This window comes from Paenibacillus oryzae (assembly GCF_001675045.1).
Lineage (GTDB): Bacteria > Bacillota > Bacilli > Paenibacillales > Paenibacillaceae > Pristimantibacillus > Pristimantibacillus oryzae.
In genome coordinates, this window is record NZ_LYPA01000031.1 from 91,999 (window position 1) to 106,804 (window position 14,806).

The 14,806-nt window shown below is 49.5% G+C and carries 10 protein-coding genes; 8 read left to right on the forward strand and 2 right to left on the reverse strand.

Annotated features, from left to right (window positions below):
- Positions 1 to 174: 174 nt before the first annotated feature.
- Entirely contained in the window at positions 175 to 2,835 is a 2,661-nt protein-coding gene (locus A7K91_RS04695) for an EAL domain-containing protein (protein ID WP_068680170.1), read from the reverse strand.
- 210 nt (positions 2,836 to 3,045) lie between these two features.
- On the opposite strand from A7K91_RS04695, the gene A7K91_RS04700 reads away from it, so the two are divergent.
- The 4 genes from A7K91_RS04700 (at position 3,046) to bcp (ending at position 8,624) form a co-directional block, all read left to right on the forward strand.
- Entirely contained in the window at positions 3,046 to 3,498 is a 453-nt protein-coding gene (locus A7K91_RS04700) for a MarR family winged helix-turn-helix transcriptional regulator (RefSeq protein ID WP_068680172.1), read from the forward strand.
- Positions 3,499 to 3,543: 45 nt separating this feature from the next.
- Positions 3,544 to 6,696 (forward strand): MMPL family transporter, encoded by a 3,153-nt coding sequence (locus A7K91_RS04705; protein ID WP_068680174.1) that lies wholly within the window; start codon positions 3,544 to 3,546, stop codon positions 6,694 to 6,696.
- 279 nt (positions 6,697 to 6,975) lie between these two features.
- A complete protein-coding gene (locus A7K91_RS04710; protein WP_068680176.1) occupies positions 6,976 to 8,106 on the forward strand; it encodes an asparaginase in 1,131 nt (376 codons plus the stop codon).
- 41 nt (positions 8,107 to 8,147) lie between these two features.
- The gene (gene bcp / locus A7K91_RS04715) at positions 8,148 to 8,624 is read left to right on the forward strand and encodes a thioredoxin-dependent thiol peroxidase (RefSeq protein ID WP_068680178.1); all 477 of its coding nucleotides are present in this window, start codon (positions 8,148 to 8,150) and stop codon (positions 8,622 to 8,624) included.
- Between the two features lie 100 nt (positions 8,625 to 8,724).
- On the opposite strand, the gene A7K91_RS04720 is transcribed toward bcp, so the two are convergent.
- Entirely contained in the window at positions 8,725 to 10,596 is a 1,872-nt protein-coding gene (locus tag A7K91_RS04720; protein WP_068680180.1) for an LTA synthase family protein, read from the reverse strand.
- Between the two features lie 176 nt (positions 10,597 to 10,772).
- On the opposite strand from A7K91_RS04720, the gene A7K91_RS04725 reads away from it, so the two are divergent.
- The 4 genes from A7K91_RS04725 (at position 10,773) to A7K91_RS04740 (ending at position 14,773) form a co-directional block, all read left to right on the forward strand.
- The gene (locus tag A7K91_RS04725) at positions 10,773 to 11,714 is read left to right on the forward strand and encodes a M15 family metallopeptidase (RefSeq protein WP_068680181.1); all 942 of its coding nucleotides are present in this window, start codon (positions 10,773 to 10,775) and stop codon (positions 11,712 to 11,714) included.
- Between the two features lie 9 nt (positions 11,715 to 11,723).
- Complete coding sequence (gene cls / locus A7K91_RS04730) at positions 11,724 to 13,172, forward strand: cardiolipin synthase (RefSeq protein WP_068680183.1); 1,449 nt, start codon at positions 11,724 to 11,726, stop codon at positions 13,170 to 13,172.
- 483 nt (positions 13,173 to 13,655) lie between these two features.
- Positions 13,656 to 14,048, forward strand: coding sequence for a Fur family transcriptional regulator (locus A7K91_RS04735; RefSeq protein ID WP_068680185.1), 393 nt, complete (start codon positions 13,656 to 13,658; stop codon positions 14,046 to 14,048).
- Positions 14,027 to 14,773, forward strand: a complete 747-nt coding sequence (locus tag A7K91_RS04740) for a response regulator transcription factor (RefSeq protein WP_082967233.1) — start codon at positions 14,027 to 14,029, stop codon at positions 14,771 to 14,773. The genes A7K91_RS04735 and A7K91_RS04740 overlap by 22 nt, the downstream gene beginning before the upstream one ends.
- Positions 14,774 to 14,806: the final 33 nt, after the last annotated feature.

Sequence of the window (14,806 nt, forward strand, 5' to 3'; positions counted from 1 at the left end):
TAGCATAGCTGAGAAGCATTGACGTAAAAAACCATCAGTACAATTGCATTGGCATAAAAACAAAGCCGCCACAGGGGCCGGATGTTGTCGATCATGACAATACCCCGGTCCTATATAGCGGCTTTTGCTTTCTCCAGCACCCCTCGTGCTTCATTCTGACGTTACTTTTTTTGGTCAACTTACATGTTCACTTGATTGGGAGCGAAGCATATCCTCGAATTGCCCGGCAGGAAGCGGACGGCTGAACAGATACCCCTGCAGCTCGTCGCAGCGGAGATCCTTACAGTAACGGGATTCATCCGCCGTTTCCACCCCCTCCGCAACCACCTTCATATTCATGCTATGTACCAGCTCGATAATGGCTTTAACGATAGACGACTTTTTTTCATCTCTGGATATGCCCTGAATGAAGGAGCGATCCAGCTTGACATCGGAAATAGGAAGCAGCTGCAGCTTGTTCAAGGATGAATAACCAGTGCCAAAATCATCAATGGATATTTGAATACCCAGAGAACGAAGGAACAGGATGGTTTCGATGACCCGGTCAATATTTTGCATAAAGACGCCTTCTGTAATTTCGATGCTGATATATTGCGGCTCAATTCCTGTTTCGTTCAGGCCTGCCAGGATCATTTCCTTCAAGCTTCCTTGATAAAAATGGCGGGCCGATATGTTGACGGAGACCGGTATTTTCTTCAATCCGGCATCCTGCCAGGCTTTATTCTGGCGGCAGGCCTCATGAAAAACCCAACGGTCGATTTCCAGAATAAAACCGGATTTCTCCGCAAGCGGGATAAATTTGTCGGGCGGAATCATGCCAAGCTCGGGATGCTGCCAGCGAATCAATGCTTCAATCCCGCACAGCTCCCCTGTTTCTGCACTCATCTTAGGCTGATAGTGCAAGGAGAATTGTACGTCGCGCAGCGCTTTGTGCAGGCCGTTTTCCAAACGCATTTTTTCTTCCAGATCGGTGGCGAGCTGAGGCACGTAAAACTGGAAAAGCCCGTCGCCATCTTGCTTTGCATGATACATGGCGATATCCGCGTTTTGGATAATGCTTTCCACATCATTGCTGTCCTCCGGATAAACGCTAATTCCGACGCTTGCCGTCAAATAGATCGGCATGCAGCCTTCCAATACAAAAGGCTCAATCAGCATATCACAGATAGCATGCGCCCTTGTCTGCAATTGTTCCTTATTTATGGAGGGAGCCGTAAAAACAAATTCGTCGCTGCCAAGCCGGAACAGCTCGCAGCCGGTATTTTCCAGGAGCCGGAGTCTGTCAGCAATCAGCTTCAGCAGCTCGTCTCCTTTTGAATGTCCCAAAGTATCGTTGACCAGTTTAAAACGGTTGATATCTATAGCCATTATAGCGATTGACTGCTGCACATCCTGCTCCTTCTGCAGTGCAATAAGCTCCTGCATGCGCCGCGTCAGCTTGAGACGGTTGGGCAGCCCCGTCAAATTGTCGTAGAAGGCCAGCAGTTGGAGCTGTTCTTCCGATTGCTTGAGCAGCTGAGCTTGAGCTTGCAATTGGGTATGACTGCGCTGCGATTCGTTAAACAAGTGGAGGAGGCTGCTTGCCATATGTCTAAAGTTAGACATCAGGGAGTGAATTTCGATAATGTTGCTTTGCGGCATTTTCCATTCCGTATGCTGTCTCAGCTTGACGGTCATATTGGTGGAGGAAACGGCAAGATGCTGCAGGCTTCTTACAAAATAGCGGTTTGTAAGCAAGGAGATGCCAGCCGCCAATAAACCAAAGGCGATTAAATAAAGAAAATTGACGATATATTTGTTGAAAAGGTAATTGACGTAGTTGCTGACGGGAACTTCAACAACAAAGCTTCCCGATTCATCGGGGAGCGAGGCGGTATATCTGAATTTTTCCGGCTGCATGGCATGCAGATAGAAGGGCTGCTCGTTGCCATTAGGAGCGATGAGGGACAATGAGCCAAATAAATCCTTGCAAACCCTGTATCCGGAATTGTGGAGAGATGTGCCGATTAAGCTATCGGCGTTAGAAGCTAAAATAATATCGTTGTGGTCAAGTACGTTTATCGTATAAAAATCAAAAGAAAAACGATCAATAATGTCTTGGAGCTGCTCAATATCGGTTTTGTCCACAGGCATCCTCAGTGAATTTTGCCCGTTATTCCATTCTCTGGCGACCGTCGAAATAGCCTGCTTGGAAATTTCGTTTGCATAAAGACTTATTTCCCGAACGGAGCTCATATTATTAATGGCCATATTAAGCAAAAAAGAACCAAACACGATACCTAGCGTCAGATGCATCAGCACACGGCTGATGGAGACGGGAGGCCGAGATAGATGGCCCAGCCTGAGCCATTTACGCAGCGGAAGGTATTGCTGAAGGATTTCCGCAAACAATGCATTGAACAAGCCGTTTATGGCTGCAATCAAAACAAACAGTCTGGGATCGGCGCCGCTTCCTGCAAATGAATGCGCCGCAATCAGATATGATAATGGTATGCCGATCAATAACCAGAAGATAACAGCGGAGCCAAACAATCTTGCTTTATAGCGCCGCAGCAATAATCCGACGACGGCAATCTCCAGAATGCCAATAAAATGAGTGTAGGGATGCTGCAGAAACAATACGCCGACGAAGAGAGGGATAACAGCAGCCGCAAGGCCCCTCCAGAAGCCAAAGAGGGTTAGCGCCAAATAGGCAAATAAGCTGACTAGAGAAAAGGATACGCCAAAAACAAAATGAAACTCATTCCATTCGGCTGTTATTGCGAGCATAATGCAGGCTCCAAATGCGCCTGCAGTTGTCCATGTGTGACGACGATGCTGAAGCGGGTTGCTCACAAATGATCCTCCCTGTGCTTTATCAGAAGATGTAGGTTGCGCAAATGACAATCGATCTTTTTTCCTATTATTCGACATGATATTCGACAGGAAAGCGCGAAAATCCTCCTTTGTGCAATACATTTATGATGTTGTCATAGTGCTTTTTATCTGATATAGTTCTACTATCGAACAGTTTCATAATAGAATAAATGCCGGAGGATCACAGTAATGGATGTCAGGCGGGAAGTGTTGCTGGAATGGCTCCAGCGGTATGAATTGGCAAATTTTGTAGTTGAGCGAAGAATGAGCAGTATGCTGAGGGACTTGATGCCGCAAGAGCTGACGGTAGATCAGTTCAAGATGCTCCGTTATTTGCGGCATACGGGGAGCTGTACCTCTACGGAGCTGGCTGAAACATTTTGTGTAGCCAAAAGCTCCATTACGGCCATCGTGTCCAAGCTGTCCGACAAAGGGCTTATTCAGCGTTTGCCGGAACGCTCCGATCGGCGTGTCATTAATCTGGAGCTGACGGAAGAGGGCGGCCGTATGTGCCAAATCATGGAGGAGCAGGTTCAACAGATTTTGCTGGGCATTATTAATCATTTTGAGATGGAAGAAGCCACTGTATTTATCGAAACCTATGAAAAGCTTGCAGAGGAATTAACAAAAAGTATTGAGTAAGTCTTTTTAATAGGCATAGAGAAAAGAAGAGGAGAGGGACTTGGAATGAAAGTAATATTGAAGCTTAGGTGGCTGGTTATCGTTTTATGGATCGCTGCTGCAGCAGGTTTGATGCTGACGGCTCCGAACATGGCTGACCTGGTCAGAGAGAAAGGACAAATTACAGTGCCGGAGGGATATTCCTCATCGGTAGCCAATGATTTGGCCAAAGAAATCGGAGACGGGGAATCCGGCTCCAAAGGGTTAACGACAGTCGCCGTTTTCCATAAGGACAGCGGACTGAACGAAACGGATTTGCAAGAAATCCGTGACGGGCTTAACCGTTTGAAGGATGGCGGGAAATCACTGGGCATCGCTTCAGTTATGACCCATTTCGATGTTCCCGAGCTGGAAAAGCAGATGGTTGCGAAGAGCGGGAAAACCGTGCTGGCGCTGCTGTATGTTGATCTTGGCGACCGCGAGGCCGCGGAAGTGAGAGACGGTCTGTACGAAGAATTGTCCGCCGTGTCGTCTGATCATTATCTGACGGGCGGCTGGCTCATTGGCGAAGATGTCATCCAAAGCGCACAGGAAGGCCTCAAGAAAACGGAATACATCACTGTTATTTTTATTCTTCTTATTTTGTTTATTGTGTTCCGTTCCGCGGCTGCGCCCTTTGTGCCTTTATTGGCGGTAGGCTTCAGCTATCTGGTTTCACAATCCATCGTGTCTTATCTTGTTGAATATTTTGACTTCCCATTGTCTAACTTCACCCAAATTTTTATGGTTGCCGTATTGTTCGGAATAGGCACCGATTATTGCATCCTGCTTATTAGCCGCTACAAGGAAGAGCTGGCGCATCGGGGGGATAAGGCGGAAGCCATTGTCCAGACTTACCGTACGGCCGGTCGCACCGTTCTGTTTTCCGGCCTGGCGGTGCTGGTTGGTTTTGCGTCTATCGGCTTTTCCACATTTGTTCTCTATCGCTCCGCAGTTGCGGTTGCGGTAGGCATTGTTATTATGCTGCTTGCTATTTTTACATTGGTGCCGGCTATGCTGTCGCTGCTTGGAAACGCCATGTTCTGGCCGTCGAAGGGCAAGCTTGAGCATAAGCAAAGCAAGCTGTGGGGCTCGGTGGGCAGCTTCTCGCTTAAGCGGCCATTGTGGGCGCTGGTCTTGCTAGCGGTTATTATTGTGCCTTTTCTGACAGCCTACAAAGGTAGCGTATCCTTTAACTCGTTGGATGAAATCGGCGACCGCTACAATTCCGTTAAAGGCTTTAACATGATTTCGGATGAATTTGGGCCCGGGCAGTCACTGCCTACAAACGTTATTGTGAAATCGCCTGTTCCGATGGATACCTCGGAGGGACTTGCCGCTGTAGAAAATATCAGCCGTGAGCTGGCCAAGGTGGAGGGCGTACAATCCGTGCGCAGCGCAACCCGCCCAACCGGCGAGGTGCTGACCGATTTCCTGGTATCGGATCAAGTAACGACGCTGGATGATGGCTTAGGCCAAGGCGGAGAGGGCCTTAATAAAATTAAGGACGGCTTGTCCGAAGCAAGCTCCTCGCTTGCCGGCAACGCTCCCAAGCTGGAGGAAGCCGTGCAAGGCGGAGAAAAGCTGACTGCCGGCACCAATCAGCTGAAAAACGGCATTGGGCAGCTATCGACTGGGTTGAAGGCTATCCAGAAAGGTCTGAATGACGGATCAATGGGAGCAAAAGAGCTTACGGCGGGACTCCAGCAGGCCCAAGCCAGCGCCGAGCAGCTGGCGGCGGCCAGCAACGAGCTCCTTGCGGGCTATAAAGAGCTGGGTACCGGAATAGCCGGCTTGTCGGGTGGTTATGCTGCTATTGCAGCGGAGCATGCCAAGCTGGCAGAAGGTTTGACCGGCATTACTGCAATGTTTACGGGCATGCAGGAAAGCTATCCCGAGCTGAAGGAGGATCCTTCCTACCAACAAGCGTTAACAATGCTGGGCGGCTTGCAGCAGGGAGCGTCAGCGCTGGGTGGAGAGCTTGAGAAGCTGAATGCCGGCTTGTCCGGCGCTTCAGCGGGACTTACTCAAGCCAATGCGGGCCTGGAGCAGGCATCCGGTGGTACTGCGGCGCTTGCCGCCGGCCTGGATGAATTGGCTAAAGGAATTGCCAAGCTGCAAACTGGCATTCAGCAGGCTGCTGACGGTCAAGGGAAAATCGTAGGCCAGCTGCCTGCGGTCGAGCAAGGCTTGAATGAGCTTGCGAGCGGTCAAGAGCAGCTGACGAGCGGTTTTGCGAGTCTTGGAGATCAGCTGGGTCAGCTGACCAGCGGCTTGGATGAGAGCGTTGACGGGCTGTCTCAGGTGAGCAGCGGGCTGAATTCGGCAGGAGAATATTTGCAGGGCTTGTCTGCGGCGCCATCCAAAGAGATGACCGGCTGGTACATTCCGCAGGAAGCAATAGAAAATGAGGATTTCCAAAAAGCGCTGGATGTTTATATGTCAGTTGACCGTGAAACGGCGCAATTTGATGTTATTTTTGAAAGCAATCCATATGCGCAGGAAACAATGAAGGAAATAGACGGGCTTGAAGCGGCGGTTGCCCGTGCGCTGCAAGGAACGCCGTATAACGGCGGAGAGGTGGCAATCGGCGGGGTCACCAGTATGAACCATGATCTGGATACCATATCTCAAGGAGACTACTCGCGCACGGTTATTCTGATGTTAATCGGCATAACGATCATTCTGATTGTGTTGTTCCGATCGCTGATTATTCCGGCTTACATCGTATTATCGCTGGTTGTTACCTTCTATACATCGGTGGCGATGACGGAAGTGGTGTTTGTCCGTATAATGGGACTATCGGGCATTAGCTGGGCCGTACCGTTTTTTGGCTTCGTAATGCTAGTGGCGCTTGGCGTTGACTATAGTATCTTCCTGATGGACCGCTTCAAAGAATATCGTCATCTCGGTCCAAAGCAGGCTATACTGGAAGCAATGAAGAGCATGGGCGGAGTTATTATGTCCGCAGCCGTCATCCTGGGCGGAACCTTTGCGGCGATGCTGCCTTCCGGCGTCATGTCGCTGCTGCAAATTGCTACGCTTGTTCTGTGCGGCTTGTTCCTGTATGCACTGGTCATCCTGCCGTTGTTTATCCCGGTTATGGTGCGTACCTTCGGGGAAGCCAACTGGTGGCCGTTTATGAAACGAAATGAAGACCAAAGCGGAATAGGCATGTAACAATTAGGGGCTGTCCGAAAAGTCAAGCGGAAGTAATAATGATTTAGCAGAGAGTACCGGAGGGGAAAGGGTGTCTTGAGGGCGAGTTTTTTTGCCCGCTTTATATCCACTAAAGAATAGGATCAAAATAAAGCGGACAAAAATGTTTGAGCTTCCAAGACACCCTTTTCCTGTAGGTACCGGTTTGCTGAATCATTATTCTCCGTAACAACCTTTTCGGACAGTCCCTTTATGCAGATAACAAAGAAGCGGGTATATAAGGAAAGGAAGCTGCATGGCATGAAATCTGTATTAGTTGTATTTACGGGCGGTACAATCGGCAGCAAGGCTGAAGGCAACTCCATTAATGTAGAGGGAACGGGCTCTTATTATTTGCTGCAGGCATACAGCGAGTCGGGAGGCGCAAGGGATGATGTTTCCCTGGAAACTCTTCAGCCCCTTAATCTGCTCAGCGAAAACATAACGCCAGCCGACTGGCTGACCCTTGCGTCCGCTATCAGACAAACGGATTTGAAGCCGTACAGCGGCGTCATTATAACGCATGGCTCCGACACATTTGCTTATACGGCGGCGTTATTCAGCTACTTGTTCTCCGATACGGGTATTCCAATCGTCTTTACGGCGGGAAATTACCCCATTGGCGACAAACGCAGCAACGGCTTGCGAAATCTGTCCGGGGCAATTGATTTTATTGCGGATGCCGATATCCCCGGCGTGTTTGCCGTTTACGAAAATAACCGCAGCGAGGTTCAGGTTTTTCTCGGGACCCGCATAGGGCAAAACGAATCGTTTACCGATCAATTCAGAGCGCCTTATGATCTGGTTTATGGAGAAGTCGGCGACCGTAAGTTCAAATGGAATAATCACTGGCGGAATCCTGCTCCTGAACTTTTACGAAGCCGCGTGGATTCAAAAGTATTGAAACAGGCAACAGGCAATCTGCATACCCCTTCCAGCCTTCATAAGCTGCTTGAGGACGGCAACCGTTTGAAGCTGGAGGACGCTGTTATGTACATAAAGCCATATCCGGGCTTAAGATACGACCTCTATCAGTGGGCTGAAAATGGGTACAAGCCTGCGGCTATTTTGCATGATTTGCATCATTCCGGCACGGCCTGCGCGTTGGAGGAAGGGCCCTATTCGCTGCCCGCCTTTATTCGGAGATGCCGGGAGCAGCAAATTGATGTATACTTATGTCCAATCAAGGATGCCGGCGATACGCTTTATGCCTCATCGCACAAGCTTACGGAGGCGGGGGGCATTTGGGTCGAAAATATGTCCATAGAGGCCACATTAACCAAAATGATGCTTGCTTATGGTGCTTATGGCTCCAGCCAGAATCGACAGGCGGCAAAATCGCTGGTCCTAAACGAGATATTGTTCTACGAAAAACTTCCGTTGCAGGAATAGCAGAGCCTTTAGGATTGCTACAATAAAGGAGGAACTTTATTATGACGAAACATGTGGTTTCTGTAGGAAAGCAGGTTCCCCCATTTTCACTGCAGGCGTCGGGTGGCGCAACCGTGTCGCTTGAGGATTACCGGGGCAAAAAACTGGTCATCTATTTTTACCCCAAGGATATGACTCCGGGCTGCACTGCTGAATCATGCGATTTCCGCGATTATACGGGCGAGTTTGCTCATTACAATGCGGAGGTTGTAGGCATCAGTCCCGACGATCTGGCTTCACACGAGCAATTTATTGAAGCGCATCGTTTGCCATTCCTGCTTTTGTCAGATACCGACCATGCCGTAAGCGAGCTGTTTGATGTCTGGAAGGAGCAAAGCTGGGGAGGCAATACGTTTATGGGCGTGAGCCGATCCACCTTCCTGATTGGCGAAGATGGCGTTTTGCTGCAGGAATGGCGTCAGGTCAAAGTAGAGGGACATGTACAGGAAGTGCTGAATGCCGTTAAAAGCTTACCGTGAACATCAAGCTTGCCCTGTATCATAATAAGTCAAAAAAATCCCCGTGCCGGAAAGGCGCGGGGTTTTTTAAAAACATATTTTCATAAAAGACCGGTTAGCGTTATTCGGCAGGCTGCTTCCAGCTTGGCAAGGAATTAACGAAGCTGTCGGACAGTCTTAACAATTCAAGAGCTCGTTCGTATTCGTCCTCCGTTGCCACCTGCTCAGTATTTCCGTCTCCAGCCAGCGGCAAATGCTTGCCGTCTTCAAAGCCGCTTCCTGACAGGAACAACTCCTGGCTGCTTAAAAAGGAGCCGGAAGGCAAATAATAACGCTGAGGCAGTAAATTGTAGGTTTGATTAAGCAAATCCTGTCCAAAATGCATTTGTCCGTCAAGCGGAAGTCCAAGCAGATTGGCTACAGTAGGCAAAACATCAACCTGGCCGCCCAATTGGTCATAGATGGCTGGTTCGGAGCTGCTGCCGGGATTGATAACAACCAGCGGAATATTTATCATATCCGTGTAGGTATATTCCCTGCCGTAAATTTCCTCCATCAGCGATTTCTCATTTCGATCCAGCGAATAGATTGGTAAACCCAGGTGATCGCCATACAAAACAATAAGGCTGTCATCCCAGATTCCGCGATCCTTCAGGTCCTGAATGAATTCCCCAAGCGCATGGTCCGCATAATTTTGCGATACAATGTAGTCGCCCACAAGCGTATTGTTGAAGCGCTCCGGCAACTGGATCAAACGTTTGTCATCCGGTATGGAGTAAGGATGATGGGCGGTCATAGAGATCACTTGAGCATAAAACGGCTTGCCATTATTGTTCATGCGATCCAACTCCGCGGCTGTTTTTTTGTAAAGCATCTCATCGGATGCCCCAAAAAAGACAGTATCCTCCGTGCCGAAAAATTCAGCGTCATAATAACGATCAAAGCCGATAGCCTTGTAAAGCTCGCCGCGATTCCAGAACTCCACCACATTTGTATGGAAAGTGGAGGTATCGTAGCCGCTCGCCTTCAGCAGCTTGGGCAAGCTCGGCAGCTCTTTATCGGCGTACATTTGAGTCGCTGCGCCGCGGGGCGGTATATACAGCGATGTATTAACGACAAACTCCGCATCTGATGTGTTGCCCTGGCCGACTTGCTGATAGAAATGTTTAAAATAGCTGTTTTCCTTGACCAGCTTGTTCAGGTTAGGCATGATTTCCTGACCGTCGATGGATAAATTGACCAGGAAGTTTTGCATGGATTCCATTTGCAGAATGATAAGGTTTTTCCCCTTGGCTGTGCCAAAAAGAAAGGGATTGGCCGGCTCCTGAACGCTTTTCAGCTCCATTACGCCTTTTTGGCTGATTTCATCGGGCGCTGCATAGTTGATTTCTTTTTTGGCAAGGATTGTGTAGGCCTCATAGTTCAAAATGCCCATTTGCTCTGCTTTTACAATTTCATTCATGCTGGCCCGGTTAGGCAAAATGTTGAACAGGCAAATAATTAGCGAAACGGACAACACAGACAGCACAAGCCGCTTGTTTTCTCGTTTGGCAAAGGCCTGCTTCCATTCGGCGCCTTTTTTGCGGCGCATCATCAATGCCATCATAATGACAACGTCTGTGTAAATAAACAGGAAATAAGGATCCATTAATGAAAATACGCTATTTTTGACCGCCGTAACCTGATTAACCTGAGCCAAGGCGAAATAGGTAACAATTACGCCATAATACTTGTAATACATGATGACTGCAAATAGAATAGAAGTCATGGCGAGGTTGGCGATCAAATAATATAGCATTTTGCGTTTGGTAGCGAAAAATTCAATGAGGCAATACACAATCAGCACAAATGGAACTTCCTTCAATAAAGTCGTCCAGGAAGCGCCGCCTTCAAAAATAACCATCCATGCCAGATAGCTTTTGAGAAGCATAACGATAGAGAAAAACAAAATCGGACGAGTGCTAAACCATGTTTTTATTGTTGCGATAGACACGACTGACCCTGCCTTTCAACGCAGAAACAGGCTTTCTCGGGGAGCAAGCCGTTCTGCTTGTTTTTAATCTTTTGTAAAGTGCTTCTATATCTATTTCAAATGTCTTATCATTATGCTCCTTTTTACAGGTAATTGTCAAAAGGCAAAAAGGCCCTAAACGGGCAGGAGGATCTGAAATGAGGAAATTAAAGCCACTAATCTCCGTAGCATTTATAATCGCTTTATTAATCGGGGTTTATTACTTGGCGGACAGCTCCGCATGGTTTAAACAATCGGGTGCCGGCAGCCAAACCGGACAAAATAACGGAGTCCCAAACGGCGGCGATTCCGTCAACTCTCCTGCCGCAAGCCCATCTCCGGCTCCGTCGGCAACGGATGCTGCGCCTGATCCGACCGACGACGAGCAGGAAGCTCCAAGCGAGCAGCCGACTTCTACTCCCGAGCCGTCTCCAACGGCAAATAACGGCTCGCAGAATAGCTCAAATAGCGGCATCAAGCCCGAGGATATACCGGTTGTGGCGGAGCCGGCCAGTCTTACGGTACTGGTCAATCCCGCAAACAAGCTGCCGGAGGATTATTCTCCCAATGATCTGGTTTATCCCGATGTCCGGTTTACCTTCTCCGAAAAGCTGGAGAAGCGCATGTTAAGAAAGGAAGCGGCCGAAGCGCTTGAAGTGATGTTTGAGGCTGCTGAGCAGGACAAAATCTATTTGGCCGGCGTTTCGGGTTACCGGTCGCACGGAACACAAATCAAGCTGTTTGAACGATATGTCAAACGGGACGGATATGAGAAGGCTCGAACCTATAGCGCCCTTCCAGGCACAAGCGAGCATGAAACGGGCCTTGCGATCGACGTTTCCGGGAGCGACGGCAAATGCGCGGCCGCGGATTGCTTCGGGGATACCGAAGAGGCGAAGTGGCTTGCTGAAAATGCCGCTGAATACGGGTTTGTCATTCGATATCCGAAGGGCAAGCAGGATATAACGGGCTATCAGTACGAGCCTTGGCATTTGCGCTATGTCGGCAAGGAGCTGGCTGGCAAGCTGTACAGCGACGGCTTGACGCTGGAGGAATATTTTGATGCGACGGCAGTGAGTAAAAACCATAATGGGGGTTAACTAAACAGAATGGATGTGCTCCAGAATTTATCATGGGTCATCATTGTACTCAATATCTTTTTGGCGACAGCGGTCATTTTTCTGGAGCGGCGCAACGCCTCGGCAACCTGGGCCTGGCTGATGGTGCTCTATTTTATCCCCGTGCTGGGCTTCATTATGTATCTTATTCTGGGGCAGAAGGTGCGCAAGCGGCAGCTTAGCAAGCTGCTTGGGGATAATGAGCGCGTCATTCAGCATGCGCTGGAAACCCAGCGGCAGGAGCTAAAGGAGAAGCGGCTTGTGGCGCTGGATAGCGAGCTTGCGGAATATCAGGATATGATCTACCTGAATCTGACCACGGGGCTGGCGCTTTACACCACAAACAATATAGTAGATATCTATACGGACGGCAAGCAAAAATTCGACGCGCTTATTGCCGATATAGAGGCCGCGGAGCATCATATTCATCTGGTCTATTACATTGTAAGGGACGATGAATTGGGACGGCGGTTAATGCGCGCGCTGACAGCCAAAGCGGCTGACGGAGTGGAGGTGCGTTTCCTTTACGACCATATCGGAAGCTCGCGCCTGCCAGGACGTTTCTTTAAGGAGCTGCGGGCAGCAGGCGGCAGGGAGGCGGCGTTTTTCCCGTCGCGTATTCCGTATCTGAACTTGAAAATCAATTATCGCAATCACCGTAAGCTGGCCATTATTGACGGCAAAACGGGGTATATCGGCGGCTTCAACATCGGGGACGAATATTTGGGGCTGAGCGAGCATTTTGGACAATGGCGGGATACCCATCTCAAGGTTCAGGGCAGCGCGGTGCTTCAGATGCAGGCGCAGTTTTTGCTGGATTGGAATCTTGCCGCCTCCGGCAAGATAGAGCTAAGCGAAATTTATTTTCCCGACCCTCGCTGCGTACCCGGACATATCGGCATGCAGCTTGTGGCAAGCGGTCCCGATACGGAGTATCAGGAAATCAAAAACGCCTACATCAAAATGATCTACGGAGCCCGGAGCAGCGTGTGCCTGCAGACGCCTTATTTTGTGCCGGATGACAGCTTGCTCTCCGCACTTAAGGTGGCTGCGTTGTCTGGCGTTGAGGTCAGCATTATGCTGCCTAGCAAGCCGGATCACTTTTTTGTGTATTGGGCGACGCAATCTTATTTGGGCGAGCTGCTGGCCAGCGGCATCAAGGTTTATTTATATGAAAAAGGCTTTCTGCATGCCAAAACGCTTGTTGTTGACAGCAAGGTGGCTTCGGTTGGCACCGCGAATCTGGATATTCGCAGCTTCAAGCTGAATTTTGAAATGAATGCTTTTATTTATGATTCCGCCACGGCGGTGAAGCTGATGGATATTTTCCAGCGCGACATTGATGACTCCCGCCTGCTCACTGCAGAAGCGTATGACGGCAGGCCGCTGTTCAATCGCTTCAGGGAGTCCATCTCCCGCCTGCTCAGCCCGATCTTATAAAAGGCTGTGCGCTCACCCTAAATGAACATGCAAAAGGGATTCCGCTTATCCACCATGATAACCGGAATCCCTTATTTTTCTGGCAAACGACTATTCAATTTATTTAAACGCTCCATTCCTCATCTTCTTTGTGATTCTTAATCCATCCTTCCGATAAGTATCCCCACTGCAGAACATTTCGTCTTTCCGCCGGATTCCCGCATGCCCGATAGCCCTCGTCAGGACTCCTTTCCTTGTGTAGTGGGACATGCATCGCTAACATGCTTCAATGGACTATCCCCTCTCTTATTGGATAGCTTCATTATACATCATTATTTTAATATTGTAAATATTCAGATAACTTTTCGTAAAAGCACGGGCAAGCTCTGCGTTAACACTCATTATCGCAACATAATAGATGCAGTAATGACGATATTGACGTTACCTTTATTTAAATTTATACTTAGTCTAAAGTCATGATATACAGGAAGAAGGCGAAAGCCAATGAGCAAAATCAATTTGACGGTACAGCGCAAGGCGGTGTACGACATTGTGACGGAGAGCAGCGACCATCCTTCAGCGGCCGATATTATCGAGCGTCTGAGGGAGCGGGGGTTTCACTTTGCCTATGGCACGGTGTATAATTCGTTGCGCTACTTGAGCGATGCGGGGTTAATCAGAGAGCTTAAGCTGGGGGAGGCGGTTAGCCGCTACGATTCCACCACCGATGAGCATTATCATATTGTATGCACGAAATGCGGCGCTGTTGACGAGGTTTTCCTGGAGCTTCCCGAGGAGTGGATTGCCGAGGTAGCCGCTCGGACGGGATATAGCGTCAGTCATGCCGGGGTCGTATTGGAAGGAGTGTGCAGCGAATGCGCGAAGAAGGTACAGTAACGGACTTTACGGAAGGGGTTCTATGTACGCTGACCAAGCGGGTTATGCTGATTAGTCCTCTCCCGGAGCGGGTGCGGTCGCTGCTGGTCACGCTGTCGGGCCAGTGCTTTGATGTCTTTTCGCTGCATGAGTTCAAAAAAGAAATGTTAGGCGCGCTTCAGCCGGAGCTTCTCGTTTATGACGCGCTTCCTCTTCCGCTGCCTTCGGTCGGGCATACGCTGGAGGGCGGCAGCGAGCTGCTTGATTTTGCCGTTCAAGCCGACATTCCGGTGCTGGTTCTGCTGGATGAACAGGCTTATCAGGATAGAAGCGGCAACGCGCCCGCCGGCGTTGAGCTGCTGGCGTGGCCTTCCGATGCCAGGGAGGCGCTGCGTCTTATTAACGGTATGCTGGAGGGCCGAGCCGCTTCGGGTGCATCCTCGGAGGGGGTTTATACCTTTAAGGATATTGTGCTGGATTCCCGTAAAATGACCGTTTTGCAAAGCGGAACACGAATTGATCTGACCAAAACGGAATACGATTTGCTGCTAACCTTCCTGGCTTCGGACGGCTCCGTATTTTCCCGCGAAACGCTGCTGGATACCGTATGGGGAGTCCAGTATTACGGGGGCAGCAATCTGGTTGACGTCCACATCAAAAGCTTGCGCAAAAAGCTGCGCGACAGCGCCTCGAATCCGCAATATATTGTAACGGTTCGCGGGGCGGGGTACCGATTGGCGGACTAACGAATATTCCTTTTCCATGATATGATCCTATAG